This window comes from Caballeronia grimmiae (genome assembly GCF_022879615.1).
Lineage (GTDB): Bacteria > Pseudomonadota > Gammaproteobacteria > Burkholderiales > Burkholderiaceae > Caballeronia > Caballeronia grimmiae.
The window spans coordinates 49,547-67,418 of sequence record NZ_CP084276.1; the positions used below are offsets into that span (position 1 = coordinate 49,547).

The 17,872-nt window shown below is 60.2% G+C and carries 13 protein-coding genes and 2 pseudogenes; 1 reads left to right on the forward strand and 14 read right to left on the reverse strand.

Annotated features, from left to right (window positions below):
• Nucleotides 1-33: 33 nt before the first annotated feature.
• The 13 genes and pseudogenes from LDZ21_RS28695 to LDZ21_RS28755 all read right to left on the reverse strand — a co-directional run bounded on the left by LDZ21_RS28695 (nucleotide 34) and on the right by LDZ21_RS28755 (nucleotide 14,336).
• Nucleotides 34-1,083, reverse strand: a complete 1,050-nt coding sequence (locus LDZ21_RS28695; protein WP_244797876.1) for a TerY-C metal binding domain-containing protein — start codon at nucleotides 1,081-1,083, stop codon at nucleotides 34-36.
• 94 nt (nucleotides 1,084-1,177) lie between these two features.
• Complete coding sequence (locus tag LDZ21_RS28700; protein WP_244797877.1) at nucleotides 1,178-1,816, reverse strand: VWA domain-containing protein; 639 nt, start codon at nucleotides 1,814-1,816, stop codon at nucleotides 1,178-1,180.
• A 23-nt stretch (nucleotides 1,817-1,839) separates the two neighbouring features.
• On the reverse strand, nucleotides 1,840-2,481 hold the full coding sequence (locus LDZ21_RS28705) for a TerD family protein (protein WP_244797878.1): 642 nt from the start codon (nucleotides 2,479-2,481) through the stop codon (nucleotides 1,840-1,842).
• Nucleotides 2,482-2,493: 12 nt separating this feature from the next.
• Complete coding sequence (locus LDZ21_RS28710) at nucleotides 2,494-3,129, reverse strand: vWA domain-containing protein (RefSeq protein ID WP_244797879.1); 636 nt, start codon at nucleotides 3,127-3,129, stop codon at nucleotides 2,494-2,496.
• A gap of 43 nt (nucleotides 3,130-3,172) precedes the next feature.
• The gene (locus tag LDZ21_RS28715) at nucleotides 3,173-3,751 is read right to left on the reverse strand and encodes a TerD family protein (RefSeq protein ID WP_244797880.1); all 579 of its coding nucleotides are present in this window, start codon (nucleotides 3,749-3,751) and stop codon (nucleotides 3,173-3,175) included.
• A 45-nt stretch (nucleotides 3,752-3,796) separates the two neighbouring features.
• Nucleotides 3,797-4,846, reverse strand: coding sequence for a DUF475 domain-containing protein (locus tag LDZ21_RS28720; RefSeq protein ID WP_244797989.1), 1,050 nt, complete (start codon nucleotides 4,844-4,846; stop codon nucleotides 3,797-3,799).
• 662 nt (nucleotides 4,847-5,508) lie between these two features.
• Nucleotides 5,509-6,054 (reverse strand): hypothetical protein, encoded by a 546-nt coding sequence (locus tag LDZ21_RS28725; protein WP_244797881.1) that lies wholly within the window; start codon nucleotides 6,052-6,054, stop codon nucleotides 5,509-5,511.
• A 279-nt stretch (nucleotides 6,055-6,333) separates the two neighbouring features.
• Complete coding sequence (locus tag LDZ21_RS28730) at nucleotides 6,334-6,672, reverse strand: DUF4087 domain-containing protein (RefSeq protein WP_244797882.1); 339 nt, start codon at nucleotides 6,670-6,672, stop codon at nucleotides 6,334-6,336.
• Between the two features lie 96 nt (nucleotides 6,673-6,768).
• Nucleotides 6,769-7,458: a hypothetical protein gene (locus LDZ21_RS28735; RefSeq protein ID WP_244797883.1), complete on the reverse strand. Its 690-nt coding sequence runs from the start codon at nucleotides 7,456-7,458 to the stop codon at nucleotides 6,769-6,771.
• A gap of 33 nt (nucleotides 7,459-7,491) precedes the next feature.
• Nucleotides 7,492-9,510 carry a hypothetical protein gene (locus LDZ21_RS28740; RefSeq protein ID WP_244797884.1) on the reverse strand — a complete coding sequence of 673 codons (2,019 nt, stop codon included), beginning with the start codon at nucleotides 9,508-9,510 and terminating at the stop codon, nucleotides 7,492-7,494.
• Between the two features lies 1 nt (nucleotide 9,511).
• On the reverse strand, nucleotides 9,512-11,149 hold the full coding sequence (locus tag LDZ21_RS28745; protein WP_244797885.1) for a hypothetical protein: 1,638 nt from the start codon (nucleotides 11,147-11,149) through the stop codon (nucleotides 9,512-9,514).
• A gap of 19 nt (nucleotides 11,150-11,168) precedes the next feature.
• Nucleotides 11,169-11,666 carry a hypothetical protein gene (locus LDZ21_RS28750; RefSeq protein WP_244797886.1) on the reverse strand — a complete coding sequence of 166 codons (498 nt, stop codon included), beginning with the start codon at nucleotides 11,664-11,666 and terminating at the stop codon, nucleotides 11,169-11,171.
• Between the two features lie 1,032 nt (nucleotides 11,667-12,698).
• Nucleotides 12,699-14,336 (reverse strand): annotated as a pseudogene (locus tag LDZ21_RS28755) (ATP-binding protein).
• A gap of 300 nt (nucleotides 14,337-14,636) precedes the next feature.
• Here LDZ21_RS28755 and LDZ21_RS28760 point away from each other — a divergent pair.
• A pseudogene (locus LDZ21_RS28760) lies at nucleotides 14,637-15,690 on the forward strand (IS110 family RNA-guided transposase).
• Between the two features lie 112 nt (nucleotides 15,691-15,802).
• Here the strand turns inward: LDZ21_RS28760 and LDZ21_RS28765 are convergent.
• Nucleotides 15,803-17,488 (reverse strand): site-specific integrase, encoded by a 1,686-nt coding sequence (locus tag LDZ21_RS28765; RefSeq protein WP_244797887.1) that lies wholly within the window; start codon nucleotides 17,486-17,488, stop codon nucleotides 15,803-15,805.
• Nucleotides 17,489-17,872 lie beyond the last annotated feature (384 nt).

Consider the following 17,872-nt stretch of genomic DNA (forward strand, 5'->3'; position numbering starts at 1 on the left):
TTAGCGGACCACTTTGATTTCTCGCTCACCGTATCACCCCTGTCCACGCCGCACATCGAAGCCATCATCACCGTCCGACGATCCATAGCCGAAGAAGACATCCTTCGCGCACCACGGACAACGCGCCTCCCCCGGCGCACCCAGGCACATCAGCTTGCCGCATGCGCAGGCGGCGAATGCCGTCGTGTTGCAGCAATGCGGGCAGCTCGGCGAGCCGTACAGCATCGACGTGTTGACCTTGGCATCGCCTGCGTTCGGATCGGTCCATTCGAAGTAATCGGCACCGATGGGATAGCAGCCCGCCAGCCGGTAGCCGGATACTTCGAAAGCGAGGTCACGCGTGTTGACGGCGCTTGATTCGCGGTCGTACTTGATCAGATAGGGCTCGCTGCTCTTCTGGCAGCGACCCACCAGCGTCACGCATGTTTCGTCCGCCGCAGGCACGGCCTCCTTGACGACGTGGAGAATTTGCTCATCGAGGACGGGCAAGGCATCGGCCTTCGCGCCGTCGCCGACACTCTTGCTCTGCGCGACGACGGACGACGACACCCATCGCACGAATTTCGTGAACGCTTCTTCCTGCGTGTCATCGAAGACGAGCGCGTGGCCGGTCAATTCCTTCAACACCGACAGGTCCGCGTTGCCGCCGATTCCCACCGCGATCAGCGTCGCGCGATGCGCGTAATCCGCGTTCCAGCGTGAAATCGCCGCGCGATAGCGGTCCGTGGGACGGCCATCGGTAAAGAGATAGACGATGGGCTTCCAGTCGCCCTTGGTATCGGCGGTCGTGCGCACGACGGAGCGGTCTATCGTGTCCATGAGCGTGGTTAGCGCGGCGCCGAGCGCCGTGCCGCCGCCGAGCGGCAGCCTTGGCGGATAAAACGACACAACTTCCACCAGTGGCACGATGGTCTTTGCGATACCGGCGAACGCCACCACCGACACATGCACTGTTTCGAGAGCGTGCGGATCAGTCCGCAGCGCGCGCACGATCGACTGTAGCCCGGCTTCCATCTTTCTGATCTTGTCCCCCGCCATCGATTCCGAGCAATCCAGAACAAAGAAGACAGGCAATCTGCGCATCGAGTCTCTCCTGATGCTTAGCACTATTTGAAAAGCTGTCCACGGATGCCGGCGGCGCCGTTGCGCGCCGCCACCGATGCGTCCGTGGACGTATTTAGAGAACCAGCTGAACCTCGGGTGGGGGCGGCGGCAACGACACTTGCCCGCTCATGCCCGCACTGCTCGAACCGACCGCGACCGACGCCGACACCCACTTGAAAAAGCCGGAAAACGCCGATGCATCCATCGTGTCGAGCAGCACAACGCGATCCGTCAACTCCCGGAGGACTTCCTCCTTCGCCTTTGGACCGGCTGCACAAGCCATGATGGAACCGAAGTTGCGCGCCTTGACTCCGGGGACCGCCTGACGAAAAGCGTGGAGATCGGACGGGCTACCGTCGGTCATGACGAACAGCAGCGGCCGCCAGTCGCCCTTGTTCGCAGCCGTCGACTTCCTGACGTCGCGGTCGACCCGTTCGATCAGCAGTTCCAGCGCTGCACCGATGAACGTGGCGCCCGCCTCCGGTACGGTGATCTCGCCGAGACTCAAGTCGTCGAGTGGGGTCAGCGGCAAATACTCGCGTGCCTCGATATCGAACGTGATGATGGAAAGATGCACGCTCTCCAGCGCGTACGGGTCTTGCCGGAGCGCACCGATCATCGCCTGCAGCCCCACGTTCACCGAGATGATGGGCTCGCCGCGCATGGAACCGGACGTGTCCAAAAGTATGTAGACAGGAAGTCGCCTGCTCATGGATTCGCTCTCTACGTTCGTGCTCAGAGGTAACGCTTGAGCCAGGTCACGAACGTGTCCGACTGCTCCGGGCTGCCGATGGCGTTGAACTTCCAGCCATTCGCCTCGCGCATCAGTTCGGCGAACAGCATCGAACGGCAATTTGTGAAGGCCGCACCGCCCGACAGATCGAAGCGGACCATTTCCTTGCTCTTGCCGTCTTCCGCGCGAATGTAGGCGTTCGCGACCTTGCCGAAGTTCTGCTCGCGCTTTTCGCCCTCGTAGATCTGCACAACGAAGACGATCTTGCTGAAGGTGTCCGGCAGATCGTTCAGCTTGACGATGATCTGCTCATCGTCGCCGTCGCCGGCACCCGTGCGGTTGTCGCCCGTCAACCAGATACAGTTCGACTTGTGATGCATGTTGTTGAAAAACACAACATCGCCGCCGACCAGCGTCTGACGTCCACTCGTCTGATCGCCGAGGTTGTGTACCTTGCCGTCGTCGTGGCACAGGAACGCGACGACATCTAAGTCGTACTCTTCCGGCTTCTTGCCGAAGAGCCCGCCGAGGAAGCCGCCTTTCGGTTCGTTGATGTCCCAGCCGAGCCCGATGGTGACCATCGACAGATCGTACTCGTTCTTCTTCAGGCTTACGCCTTGGCCTTTCTTAAGGGTGATCGCCATGTCTTAACCTCTTTACAGCACCACGTTGACTTCGGGCGGCGGCGGCGGAAGATCGCCGAGACCGCTGACTTCTTTTTGTTGATCGACCTTCTGGCTGCCCGTCGACACCGACGCGCTGACCCACTTGAAAAACGCCTTTATCGTGCTCGAATCGGCCGTGTCGAGGGACACGACGACTTCCGTGATTTGCTTGAGCACGTTAGTGTCTGCGCCGTGACCCGCCGCGCACGCGACGATCACGCCGGTGCGGACCTTGCGGAGCTTCTCAAGGCCGCGTGCCCAATCGTCGGTCGGCACTCCATCGGTCATGATGAACACGAGGGGCTTCCAGTCGCCCTTGACTTCCGCCGAGGTCTTGCTTACTTCGGCTTCGACGCGTGTGGCCAGAAGGCCGAGCGCTTCGCCGAGCGCGGTCGTGCCACTGGCCGCGATGTTCGGCGTCTGAAACGCCGAAAGTTCCGTCAGCGGCACGGCCTGACGCGCGGAACTGTCGAACGTGATCACGGACAGGTATGCCGTTTCGAGCGCATACGGGTCCTGGCGCAACGTCGACACGAGAATCTGCACGCCGTTCTTCAGCGCCTCGATGGGCTCGCCGCTCATCGAACCGGAGACGTCGAGTAGCAGATAAACCGGAAGCCTTCTCATTTTTATGCCTCTTTTTGCTGAATGTTTTAAAGAACGCCGCCGTTCAGGCCACCTGCACGCCGAACTGGCCGCACAGGGACTCGAGGCCGCCCGCGTAGCCTTGGCCGACCGCCTTGAATTTCCATTCGTCGTTGTGGCGATAGACTTCGCCGAAGATCATCGCAGTTTCAGTGCTGTAGTCTTCCGACAGATCGAACCGCGCGATTTCCACGTCGTTGTCGAGGTTCACGATGCGCATGAACGCGCCCGACACCTGACCGAAGTTCTGACGGCGCGCTTCCGCATCGTCGATGGTCACGCACACCACGACCCGTTTGACGTGACTCGGCACGAGCGTCAGATCGATCTTCAGCGCCTCGTCGTCGCCCTCGCCGGCACCCGTGCGGTTGTCGCCCGTGTGTTCAACCGAGCCGCAGCGCGAGCTGAGTTGGTTGTAGAAGATGAAGTCTTCATCGCCGCGCACCTTGCCGTTCTCGCCCACCATGAAAGCGCTGGCGTCGAGATCGTAGTCTTCGCCGTCCGTCGCACGGGCTTCCCAGCCGAGTCCGACGAGGATGCGAGTCAGCGAAGGCGCGGTCTTCGACAGCGAGACGTTGCCGCCTTTTGATAGAGAAACTGCCATGAGTCTTCCTTGCAGCAATAACGTGGGGATTGGACGGAAAGCGGCTTAGCGTGCTTCCGCGTTGGAGTCGGGGTGGTTCTTGCGATGGATGAGGGACGACGCCATAGCCGCGACGATAAAACCGACGCCGACCAGGCCGGTCACCACTTCGCTGACGTGCCACACGATACTTCTGAGCATGATCAGGGCGAGCGCGCCGATTGCATAATGCGCGCCGTGCTCCAAGAAAACGTATTCGTCGAGCGTGCCCTTTTCGACCAGGTAGACGGTCAGGGAACGAACGAACATGGCGCCGATGGCGAGGCCGAGCATGATGATCACGACATCGCGCGTAATGGCAAACGCACCGATGACGCCATCGAACGAGAACGACGCATCGAGCACTTCGAGATAGAGGAAGCCCAGCACGCCTGCACGCTTTGCGGCACGGTCCACGGCTTCGCCCTCTTCGTCGTCTTCGAAGAAATTACCCAAACTGTCGACCAGCCCATACAGAAAAATGCCGCCCACGCCGCCTACCAGCACGGTGACGCGCGTCGCCGCATCGATGGGGAAGAACGCCTGGATGAAAAGCAGAATGGCCAGCGCGCAGATCGTGCCCGCCGAGCCAAACTTGCCGAGACCGGTGAGCTTCGCCTCGAGCGCGCCGAGCCAGTGCAGATCCTTCTCGTCATCGAACAAGAAGGACGCGAACACCAGAAACAGGAAGATTCCCCCGAACGCCGCGATGCCCACATGTGCGCCGCTCAGATATGCTGCGTATTGCTCCGGCGCCTGCAGCGCCATGCTCGCAACATCGATGAGACCCTGACCGGTGGCCACGGCAACGACAAGAATCGGAAACAGCAAACGCATGCCGAACACTGCGACGAATATGCCGACCGTCAAAAAGAGTCGGCGCCATTTGGCCTCCATATCCTTAAGGATTGACGCGTTCACCACGGCATTGTCGAACGAGAGGCTGACTTCCATCACGCCGAGCAACAGAACGAGCGCAATGGCCGGAATTCCATTGCCCGTCGCGGTCTGCCCCCAAACAAAAGCAAGGCAAACGCAAGCAACGGTGAAGAAGAAGGAGTAGCGAAAGTGACGCATCGGAAGCACCAAAATTGGATCTGCAAGGTCGACACGTTGCCAGCCGACCGCCCGTTGACCCCGATACAATCATCGGCGCCGTTTGAAACGGACACTGAAGATTGGGGCATACTCAGTAGCCGTTATCGGCCAAGAAAAGGAAACCTTTAGCTTCGAGTAAGCAAACGTATCGGTCGTGTGATCACGGCGCTGGAGGAGGCTGGCATATCAGGCGAGGCGTACAGGTCCCAGACCGCGGCAGAAAAAAGCGGCCGCGCGCAAGGCACAAGCGATTTCCAAGCCTGCACAACAAGAACTTCAGTCAGCCCGCAACGCGTCGAAAGCGCGCCCGGACCGCCTCGAAAGAAGACTTGAGCGCTGCAGTACTTCTAGTGTTGTTGACTATCATCTCGCACGTAGGAGCCGCAGACGTTATTATTCGCTTTAGATGCAGGGCTGCCCGCACAACACAGATACCAAGACATAAGAGCATCGTTTTTTCCTAAGCGGCTCCAGCGAAACGGGCGACATGCGAAGTGTTCGAAGACTAGAGCCGAACGCTTTCACATCTCAAAAGCGTTAATAGTTCTTTACTTTTGTGAAGACCCAGGTATTTGCCGGGCGCTTATCATCTTTTCCAACCTGCACATCTCTTCGGATCAACTGCACTTTATAAATCGTCTTCAAGGAAGGACAGCAGTTAGGGTCATGCTCACCATATTCCAACCCAGTGGCCTGCAGTTGTCCATTTTGGCGATACAAACTCGTGATGTTTCTTGGCGCCCCATAGTTACAGCGCCAGGCTCAGAAAGTTCTGGGCGCACTCGCAGGTCAGCTGCCTGAAGACTCCCATCCAATGTAGCCTTGAGCGCTGCGTTGCCGACCACAACGATATGGTCTGCGGCCGTACCGGAACCACCAGCGCATTGAAGGTCAGATACGACCGTCGTGACATAGTAGGAGCTTAGGTTGTCTTCCGGGTTTGCCTTGGGATCCGTTACCAGAGCAATATTTCTCGGCTCAACCTTATTTGTATCGCAACCGAGCGTAGCGACGTAACGCTCTGCAATTGCTTTTGCGACCTTGGCGTTGTCTTCCGCGTTCGATACCTGCGAGACCAAGGCTACTACTAGACCAACGGCTGCTACATGAATCTGCACGAATTCTTCCTTATTAGTTTTCTTGCTGGCAATCGCCCGACCTCTGACCGGATCAACAGGGTGAGACACTCCCTTGAATAAGATCCTTCTGGACAGTCCTTCCGCGTATTTCGGTTGATTAAATGTCGCTTGACTGCACACAGGTCGCATGGACACATGGTTACAACAGCTGCATCGCAGACATCGGTTATGCGTTTGCGGTAAAGTTCGACGAGATATTGTTCAGTCGTACACTTGTTGCGAGCATGTTGTCCAACGGTCGCCGGCCAGAAAACTTGAGCGATTTCTAAGCTTGTCCGCATCGACCATGAAGCGGCGGACCATGAAGCGGCATCCGACGGCCGCGTTTCAGTTCGTCAGGTGATATCGAGCCTTGAACGCCTGCGTTAGTTTCTTATCAGCATCGCAGACCTTCATCGGCTTCAATTTGCCGCCTGTTACGCTCGTGAAAACATGAGTCTGGGCGTCCGTCGTACCGGTGATACAGCCACATTGTTCACCGCGGTTAGTGTCAGGCATGTTGTCGGGAACGCCATTCGGGTCGAGCCTCCAGGCCGCGTCGCGATCATCCAACGTCAGTTCGCCACCGGGAAGCGAGTTGGTGATGATCCCGCAGCGCGTCTCGGCGTGCGCGGCGATCGACAGCGCCGCCAGGACGCTGGCCGTCGCAAATGCGAATTTCTTCATGTTGCTCCTTCTTTCAAATTACGTGGTGTTCGCTGATCGAGCGTGAACCCAGACAGCACCGGGCTCACACGGTATCGACAAGATGCCGATAAAATATCAGAGCGTTTCCACAGGCTTTTGCGTTTCGGAGGCCGACGTCGGCAGCGCAGCAATCTTGCCGGTGCTCGCCAACCGAACCAGTCCGTCGCCAATCTTCGCGGTGCTGACTGCCTGTGCGCTCACCGAGGTGACGACATCCTTCAACGCGGCAAGACGCGGGAGCAGCATCGGGTTCGCGGCGACACCGCTCACGAGCGCGCGGCTTCCGTCCGCCAGCTGCTTGTCCTTCAACACGCCCAGAAAGTATGTGAACGCCGCATTGCCAAACGACTTCAATTGTTCCTTGTTCATCGACGCGAGCTTTTCTTGAATGTCATTGCTCGCCAACGCCTTCTGGACGACCGTCGCTTCGTCATCGCGAATCTTGTTGAGAGCGGCTGCCTTTTCGGCCGGGTCGGCAATCGCGTTTGCTGCTGCGAGCCTGGCTTCTTGTTCTTCAATGGCCTGCTTGCCGCCGATCGCACGGTAGATGTAGCGCGACGACGTGGCGATCATCATGTCCGCGTCCCGAGCCGTCTTGATGAACAGGTCGACGTCGGCGCCGCTCACCGTGCTGCCCGACGCGCCGCCGCCGACGACCGGAATTGCCGAAGTCAGGTTGCCGAGGCCGAAGGCATTGGCTTGCGGCATCTGAATGGCGAGGCCGGACACGAGGAGGGCGCCGAGCAATGCGGAATAGGTCTTCATTTGATGTGTTCCCGTGAAAGTAGTGGTCTGTTCTTAGTTGGTTTTGAGGAGCAACTGCTTCATGACCCCATCGAGGCCGGAACGCGTGTCCGCGTCGAGATCGATGTTCTGCAGTGCGGTGACGTCCGTTGTGCCAGTCGAGGCGGGATACGCGTTGGTCGTGAATCCATGTTCGAGGATGGCCTGACCGGACACCGTGTCCGCCGCCTTTTCCCGGTACGCCAGACGGATGTTGTAAACGGCCGCGCATGCACCGTTTTCACATCGCTGATCTTTCTGATCGATGCGGTTCAGCGCTTCCAGGCAGCGGTCATACACCGCTGGCTTGAGTGCCAGCGTCTTCGAGAACCCGGTCATGCCGTTCACACGCGCCTCGACGAGCGCGGCGAGGGTCGGGTCGACCAGGGTAATAGGCGCACGCGTCGCGCTTGCATATGCAAGCTGGTTAAAGCGCTCGAGGGTTACTGAGCCGATCTGATTCTTCTCCGATGGGCAGAACGCGAGCCGTTGTGCGCTCGCCGATGCATTTGCAATACCGTCCAGTAGCACGACATCTCCGCGCGACGGGCGCGGCGGATCGCCCGCGACCGCGAGGTCCGTCGACGCGGTGATCGTGTTGCCGTTGCGGCTGACGACGCGCGCATCCCACGTCGGAACGAGCACGCGCTCGGCGATGCTGCCCGGACGGCCCGCATCATGCGAGACCTGGAAGCTGTCGCCGGGCTGAAGATTCATGCCGGGATCGTCGATCTGAAACGTGTCGGACGACGCATCGGTCACGTTCAGGGTCACCGGCTTAAAGTGCACCTCCTTAGCAAATCGATCGGCGAGATCGCTGAGCGCGTTCTTCAGAATCACTTCCTTGCGGTCCGCGACGTTGAAACCGGACCGATCGGTCACGGTATCGTCGATGCGCTGATCGACGTCCGCCGCATACAGCACGCGTCCGTCTTTCGACACCAGTTCGGCAAAAGCCCACGCCTGATATCGCTGCAAGGTCTTGTAGCTGAGATTGGTCGCCAGCGTGTAGTGGCGGGCAGGCGGCAATACCATCCGAATGAAGTAGTTCGGCAATGCGCGGTTGCCGCTCACGTCGTGACCGATTCCGGTATGGCTGTCGATCGATGCCTGAACCTGGCTGAAATTCGCATTTAGCGGTAGCGTCGTGAACGGCGCGTTGCTGCCAAGGCGGTCAGTGAAGAGCTGCGTGCTGACGGCATCGGACAGGTCTTCGTTGCCATCGCTCACGATCGCCATGACGCGCGGCTTGCGAACGTCCGACAGCGCCATCGTGCCTGGCCGGCTGAATACCGCACCGCTCGCCGGCTTGCCCAGAACCGGAACCGCGACCGCGTAGCTCTGCCCGGCGTACACCACGCGGACCTCGGCGTCGCCGGCATCGAGCACGTCGCCCTTGCCGATGCCCGACTTCGAGCCCTTGTCGAGCACCGTGAAGCCACGCCAGGTGTCCGCCACGGTGGCTTCGACGACGTAAGGATTGAACTGGGCCGCCGCCGTCGTCAGGGTGCTGTCGAGCACGGCCGCGAAGCCGGAGCGATAGGCCGTGCTGACCCTTGCGTCGAGATCGGCGTGCGACAGCGATTGCTGGACGGTCATCACGTCGTAACGCGTCTGGCTGAACGACTGCAGCACCTCACCCGTGACCGGATTGCTGAAGTAGACACTCAACGTGATCGGCAGATAGACGTCGGTCGTGCCGTCGGTCTTGTCGATCTGATAGCGCGACACGCGCGTCACCTGGACCGATAACGCAAGCGTGCGCAGACGATTCTTGCTGTCGATGGTCGGCGAGAGCGCGGAGAAATGCGCCTGGGCACGCTGCTGGAGCAAAGCGACCGTCTGCCCGATGTCCAGTGAATTGCGGAACCCGGGGTCGATCTTGCTGCTAGCCGTCGATGTCCGGTTCGAGCCGGGCGCGGCATCGTCGAAGAAAATGCCCGGCACGACGTACAGGCCGACGGTCTGCGCGGCCTGCGCGTGCGGCACGCCGACGGCGAGTGCGACGGCGAGAGCGGAGACTTGGGCGCGCATGTCAGTGGACCGCCTTCTTGCAACCGTTCATGCACAGCGTGATGACATTGCCGTCAACGGACGAATCGAGGCTCGCGAATTGCGGATTGCTGCCAAGCGCCATCGCGATTGCCTGGTCCAGCGGATCGCTGCCGCGGTACGTGGCGATCATTTCCACCTGGCCCGCGCCGGCCTGACGCTGCGTGCCCTTCTCGAGGCCCGGCACCGACTTCAGCGCCTGACCGAACGCCGTGCGCGTCAGCAGCGGAAGATTGTCGCCCGTGAGGCGGATCGTGTATTCAGCGCCGTACATCGTGCGCTTCTTGACGAACTCTTGAATGCGCTTGCCGATCTGATTGCCGAGGCTCCCCGCTAGCTTGACCGCGAGACGGGCACGGCAATCGTCCGGCGACGCGCCGATCGCGGCTTCGGATTGGGTGGCGGAGCCGATGTCTTCGCCAGTCTTAGTGGAGAAGGTTTTCGTGCTGGCGACGCCTGTACACGACTGCTGGCCCGAACTTTTATCGACGCCGAGATCGTAGATCACCGACGAGCCGATCATCAGATAGTCTGCAGTCGCGTCCTTGCGTACGTAGCCGACGTACTTCGTCAGTTCCGCGCCGTTCTCGAGCTGGTTCAGCGTAATGGCACGGTCGCCGAAGTAGCGGCTCTTGAAGATCGCATTGTCGAGCACCTTGATGTCGAGGTCGGCCAGTTGGCCTTTCAGCTCGTTGTAGGTGTAGTTCTTGCCGTCGGGCCCGGTGTTTTGCGGCTGGTACTTCACCAGTTTGCGGTAGTACGTGTTGTCGTGGTCCTCCGCGCTCACGTTATGCGCGTAGGCCGAATTCGACGATGACGCGGCCGCCACGCGGCTGCTCGCCGCAGCGGCCACCTGACGCGACGCAGCCCCTGCCGCCTGATGACTGCTCTGACTCGATGCATCAAGTCGTCCCGAGCCGCTGGCAGACACCGCCGCCGCGTTCCCGTAACTGTCCTGCGCAGCGCCCGCGACCTTCGCGTTATAGGCCGCGTTCACGCGATTGGCCGACTTGTCGTTCACGGCGAACGCGACCTGTTCTTTCGCCGCGTAGGCGGCATCGCTACTCGCCGCGTACGCGGCACGCTTCGAGCTCGAGGCAGCTTCCTTCTCGTTATAGTGCGAGCCTTCTTCGTGGCGGAACTCAGTGAGTTCCTCGAGCGGAGCGTGCAGGTTGGTGGGCGTCGTGAAGAACTCGTCCATCATGACGAGGATTGGCTGGCTGCGAGTCGCCGTCGTGTTCAGCGCGAGACCGAGGTCGCTGATCTCGCTGCGCAGTGCTTTGTCGTCCATGCGAAGCGTCACCTTGACCTGATACTGACCATCGGCGGAGCTCGGCGTGACGTCATAGAACGCGTCGTCGCCGATCTGCACCACGAGGTCATCGAGCTTCGCCTGCACGTCGCCGTTGCGGCTCGTTCCCGCGCCGACCACCTTGTCGAGTGCTGCGAGCACCGCATTGCGCTTCGCCTGTCGGAAGGCCAACGTGCGCACGGAGTTAACGTCGCCGGTGATGGCAGCAGAGCCAACGCCGCGCGCCTCGATGTCCAGCGCATGAGCGGCCGGAGCAATGACCAGCGCCGTGACTGCGACGCTCAGTAGCTTCTGCTTGAATGAAATCATGTGATTGCTTGGTTATGTTTTATTTGTCGTTCGGAAGAGTGACGGACACGTCAGCGGCATGCGCCACGGTGCCCGCGGACGTTTCGACGATCGAGGCGTCGCCGGCCTTCACTATCGGCTGCGCGAGTCCGAAGCGAGCCAGCAGCGGGTCGTATTCGCTCGACGTACGAAGCGGTTCGAGATAGGGATCGGTGTCGATGCGCGAGCTATCGCGCATGCCGTGGTTCATTGCGCTCTCGAGCGCGGCCAGCGCGCTGATGCGATTGCCCGCCGCTGAACGCGCGTCGGCCGCGATCATCCAGGCATCGGGATTGTTTGGTTCGAATACCGTGAGCTTGTCGGCAAGCGACGCCGCTTCGCCGAAGTTCTTCTGATCCAGCGCGGTGCGCACGGAGGCAACAGTCACCGGAACGTTGCCTCCGCTCGTGGACATGTTTTTCCCGCTGTTCTTGCAAGCCGCCACACCGAGCGCGAGGGCGAGCAGAAGCGGCGCGACATAAATGCCGCGGAACTGCATGGGTTGGTCCCCACGTCCCAAACAAATCGTGCTGCACCTGCGGTGCTTATGTTGGTGTGCGGCTGCTGATTTCAGCCGGCCCCGTCCGACAGCCATAATCAATTCGGATACCGTACTAAATATGAGAGTTATTTTTAGCGGTGTGTTCTTCGACCGGCTCGATTTATCGACCGTGCTTATCTAACTGCGGTTCGGCGGTGAGTCACCCATTGCTTTCTTTGAACCTCGCAACGCGCGCGATGAGTCTACCTGACGTGCATCCGTCTATGCCCGTAAGCCCGTAGAGGTGTGGCCGTCCGCCCCGCTCGATCATGCGAAAACTTGTATTTTTAAATTGGGAAGAGCATACCATGCGCTTATCATTTTGATATGAACTATCTTAATTTCTTAAGCAATATCGGAAAAAAATCAAAGAATTTTCTCGAGTGGGCGGCTCTTGAAAGAAAATCCTCAAGTTTCAATCGGAAGCTGCCGTTAATAATCACCTCGTCGCCAGACGCGTCCGTTTCCGCACGCTATGTTCGCAAAATTATTTCGGTGCGCAGTCATCGGCAGTCAAGGAAGCGACTCGCACCGATTCCGCCATCCGTTATGTTGCCGCCGTATAGGCCGGGTGGTCCATGCTTGCAAACGGCGACGTGCGGTGTTCACTGTATACACGAACAGATCACCTGCACGAGCCGCAGACGCGCGGACGACCGTCCCCACAACAAACCGACGATCAAACACTTTTTGGCGCATCTGTAACATAGCCAAGTCAGCCACGCGGTAAAAGCGACGGCGCGGAGAGACGCGACGACCGGCGTCTTGTTTCGACGTGAGCCGGTTCTCGTTCGAGTCAGGACCGCACCCTCGGGGTCGACCGCGACGTCACGCGGCCATGGGGCATGGTTTAGATTAGGCTTAGCTCATCTCCGATATCTGAACCAACGTTGCGATGTCGCGAAAGCCTTATAAGACGTGGGTTTGCGCCCAACCTTGGATGGGGTCCTTGGTTCATCGTACCGAGATAGACGGCAATCTGCGCCAACGCTAGGAGGGTAGGGTGTATCGAGCCGTACTACGTGTGCCCGACAATTGCAGTTTCCCGTTCTTCACCAGGTGATCTAATGCCCGTCGTACCTGTGAGCGCGGTATTTCCAAGCCTACCCGCCGATGAATCTCGCCGATCCTCGTGTCTGGATACCGAGCGACATCTTCCAGAATGAGCGCCGACAGACGATGTGGTTCAATCCGCTTCAAGGTCGTCGCCGCCGGGAAGTCGAGGTTCCGCAGCAAGTGCGGGTCAACAAAGTAACGCGTGGCCTGCGTGCGTCCCGCGGTCTTTACCACCTCCCAATCCACCAGTCGCGCCAGCCAGGGACGAAGTGCATCCGGGGAGGCAAGCTCTAGCATGATGGCAAGCTCCCTTGCCGTGAGCGCTTCGTGCTGCGCGAGCAGCCCCAAAGCGATCCGCTCACGCTGTTGGAGGAGAAACGTTTCATCCGCCTTGGCAAGAAAGTCGATGACCTCCGGCTTCAAAATGCGTCGGCGAATCACTACCTGCACACGGTCGTGTCGTTCAACGAGCTCAGGCGCGGGCCGTCCTTGCGATAGCAGGACCTCATACATCTTGTCGAAACCGCTTCCTTCACGCTCCATCAGTTTCAGGTCGTGGAATAGTCGCGCCAATATCTCGTTGCGCCGAACGCTCGTGTGCAGGATGTTTTGCGGGGTCACACCGAGCGGGAGAAGTCCCGGGTTAACAACCTCGAGGCGATCCGGATGCAAGTTCATAAAAATGTCGCCCCGCTGCGTGTAAGGCCGGTGCACCAGTGCATTGACGAAGAGCTCGCGCACCACGATCTCGTCGTAAGCTGGCACGTACTGACGGTACAGACCGTCCGGAAGCTCATACCGTTCTCGGAAATCCGGCACCTCTTTCCACACCGCTTCGACTAGCTCCATCGGACTGAGAAGATGGTCGTCCCAAACCCACTTATTGATTTTAACGCCGTTGTCGTCGTACTTGATCACCTGAACAACCGGCGCCGTCGCGAGCTGAGCACGATCGGACTGCGTGCCGAGACAGAGGACGCCCATATTCGTCAAATAATCACCGCGAGCCAACATGTAATGCTCGAGCAACTCGTCGTCCGACTTCTCTTACACCGACGCTTTCACTCGGTCCGACGTACGAAGGCCATGCATGAGGCGACGGACCTGCTCAGAGTTCGCCACGCGCCGTGATACGCGCGCCGTGCATTGGGTCTCCCAAGGCAGCGCCGCACGTTCGCTGGCAAGCCGCAGCACATCGTCGCCGGTGACGGGTGCACTTTTGTCGGCGATGCGGATGTAATAGCGACCGTCGGTGGTTGACGCCACCGCCACGGCGCGTGGAATAGTCAGTTCGAGATATTGCGCGCCATTCTCGGCCGTGCGCACCTCGGGTAACGCAAAGACGTTGACGGTCAGCTCGCTCAGGCGACGGCGCACTAGATCAGGCAGCTCGGCGGGAAGCACTTGTCCAGCCGGAGGCGCAGTAGCGGCATCTTCGATGCCGATGAGCAGTAAGCCGCCGGTCGCATTGGCAAACGCCACGCAGTCCTTGGCCAACTCATTCCAGTCTGCAGACTTTCCCTTGACGACGCGGAGCGATTTCTTGTCGAGCAACTGCCCTTCTTGGCTCAAGTCCTACTCCTCGGGAATTCAGCGATTAGCGTTGTAGTGGTGACGTTCGCGCCGGCAGGCGCCCCAGCCCCCGACGCGGCGAACAGCCAACTCCGCATTTTATGCAAACCCGACGGGCAAACCCTGTCTTGCTCGACGTGCGTAGAACGCAATAAAACTGTCAATCCGAAATCGCGGTGCCAGCGGGATCGATTGGTGCGGATTGATAATCATTGAAAGGCCTCCTGGCCGCCCCAAGGAGGGGGCGGCCAGGGTCTACAGTTGAGATGCGATGCTCACCGACCCGTTCAGGAGGCTGAAATGAAATTTAGCGGAATTGATCTGCACTCGAATAACGCCGTGGTTGCGGTGATCGACGACGAGGATCGGGTGCTTTACTGCAAGCGGCTGACCAACGACCTTTCCCTGATCGTGGCAGCACTCATGCCTTGGCGTGCCGAACTGCAGGGAGTGGTGGTGGAATCAACGTTCAACTGGGTACTGGCTCGTCGACGGACTGATGGCCGCCGGCTTTGTCGTCCATCTGGCCAACACGGCGGCCATCAAGCAGTACGAGGGCCTGAAGTACGCCGGTGACGAACGCGACGCCGTATTCCTCGCCCACGTCTTCCGGCTCGGACTGCTACCTGAAGGCTACATCTATCCACCGCAGGAGCGCGGGTTGCGTGACCTCGCGCGCAAGCGCATGCGGCTTGTACAGCAACGCACCCTGCACATCCTCAGTATCGAAAGCCTGCTGGCCAGACAATTGAACCTGCGCATGAATGGCGACCATGTCCAACGTCTCGACGACGCAGCGGTACACGCACTTGCGCTGCCGCCGCATGTCGAGCGCTCATTGATGGCAAACCTGGCGATATTGCGCACACTGCGTATGGAGATTGCCTCCCTCGAAACGATCCTCCATCAGGAAGTGAAATTGCGCACCGAGTTCCAGATCCTGAAGACCACGCCTGGAATCGGCGAAATACTTGCTGCCACGATCATGCTCGAGACAGGGACCATCACGCGATTTCCCGGCGTTGGCCATTTCAGCTCCTATTGTCGGTGCGTCGAGAGCAAGCGGATATCTAACGGCAAGAAAAAGGGCGAAGGCAATGCTAGGAACGGTAACCGGTATCTCGCCTGGGCGTTCATTGAGGCCGCAGCAATCGCGCTCCGAACCTGCCCGCAAGCACGACGCTTTTATGAACGCAAGAAGGCGAAGCGCCTGCCCGTGGTCGCGATGAAGGCACTGGCGCACAAGCTGGCGCGCGCGGCCTACTACATGATGCGAGACGGCAAACCTGATCGAGGTTCACGGCGACCACGCGCTCCACATCGGAGAACGCAGCCAGTCCGGCGCGCAGGTTGATTTCTTTGTCTGTCATCGTGTTTTCCTTTGTTCCGGCGCGCCAGTGCACGAGAGAGCGCCGGAAAGTGATTCGTTTTGTCAGTCACGCACGCAGCGCTGGCTGCGCTGCTGCTCACTGCCCCGTCTTATGCGCGGCGACGCCCGCATAGTAGCGAGCCACCTCTTCGACCACGCGTTGCTTTTCGGCCTGGACATAGATGCTCGTGGTCTGCAGCGATGCATGGCCAAGCACCTTCTGCACGACGTCCACCGGCACCTCGTCCGCGACCGACTGGGTGCCGAAGGTGTGTCGAAACGCATGCGCATTCGCCTGCCCTAGCCTCACGCGTTCATCAAAGCTCAACCCATCCATCGTCTCAACCAGTTCGGTGACCATTCGACTAATCAGCCGGTTCAGTCCGTCGGCGGTGTAGCCTGCTTCCTTCACAGGCTGCCCATTCCCGCTCTCCACGCCCTCCCCCGCTCGATGTCGCCGGCGTGACGCGTCGGTCCACGGAATGACGACGGGGCTCAGCAGGGGCCCGCTCTGTTTGTCTTCTTCGGTCGCCCCGTCGAAATCTTGAGCCCAGTCGTCTTTAGCCCGGTCCGCCCAATGCGCGCGCAGCGCGTTCAGCGTCGCGGCGCTCACCGGCACCGTGCGTTCGCGCTGCCCTTTGCCGACGAGGGTCAGCTCCCAGACCGGTCGCTCGGGTGTTCCAAAGGATGAAGGGCGCAGATCCTCGCGCCGGGCGCTGGCGGCTTCTTCACGCCGCAGACCCGAATCGCCCATCAACAGAATTGCTGCTCGCACCGCGCACCATTGAACAGCGCCCTGCTCTTCCGACCGCCATTCGAGTTCATTGCGCAATTTGCGCCACAGATCGGCCGGCAAGGCGCGTTCGATCTTCATCACGCGTTCGCGTTTGATGACGACCGGATCGTTGACCGCCTTCCACGGATTGCCGGCGAGATAGCGCACGTCGACCCACCAGGCGAATGCCGTTCGCAGTACCCGAACGGTATAACGCTGCGATTCCGGTGAAAGCGTCGCGGACAGCGAAGCCGTACCATCGGCCGCCGCAGAGGAATTGGGCAAGGCAAACGGACGCCAGCGCGGCGAATGCCGCGGGAAGCGCTCACCCACAAAGCGCGGATCCGGGCTTTTCAGGAAATCCTTATACGCCTCGCAGTCGTCGACGCGCAGATCGCTCAGCGCCTTGCCGCGCAGCACCACCGCCCACAACAGAAAACGCTCGAGCTCCTTGGTGTACGCGCGCAAGGTTTTCGGCTGATCGCGAAAGCGATTCAGATAGGCGCGCACCGCATCTAGATCGTGGCTCGCCTGGATATAACAGAAGGCCGTCGCGCGATTTTCGCCGTGCGCGCCGGAGAGCGCATGCGGCACGGCGAGACGCTCGAGCGGCGCCAAGGTCAGCCGGCTTTCAGACTGTGGGGTGCTTGGACCGCCGCCCGGGCCGCTTCCCGTCACCTTGGCGGCTGGGACCACCTCGACCAGTTCGGCCGCGATGAGCGGCACGCCGTCCTGTTCCTCGGAGTCGACGTCGGACTCGATCGTTAGTTGCAGTGATGCCTGCTGCTTACGGAGCCAACTGGCGATGGCGCGCGCCCGGCCGGGGCCGATGCGCGGGATCGAGCGCCACCAGCTGCCGCCGCGCCGGTTGCAGAACGCGACCAGTTCGCCCAGCGTCTGGATGCCCTCGCCTTTCAGCCGCCGCGCCACGCGCGGCCGCAGCCACGCACTGATCGGGTGATCGGCCCGCGGCGGCGATGCGGCCAGTTGCGCCGCCTCGGTCACCATCCGGAAGGTCACCGCCGTGAGCGACGGTCGCCCATGCTGACGAATCGACGCGCGCAGGTGCTCGGCGAGCGCGGTCGAGCCGTGCGCGAGTGCCGTAAATCAAACTGAAACTGTCACTCCGGAAGCCTTACGGGAGGGCCGTCCGTGTCCCGAGATGACAAACCTATATTCACTCGCGGCGCAATAAAAGTGTCACCCATTGAAAGGCCGAGGTAAAGGGGTAAATCGTATCCTTGGCGCATTGTTTTGCGCCGTTGCGAACGGTCTGGGCCGCACCGCGCAGCGAAGCATCATGACGCGTCCGGTTTCTCGTCTGTGTGGTTGCGGAACTGATCCGCACCAGTCACCCATCGGGATCAAGGCGAGCGCCGCTGATCTGGCGTT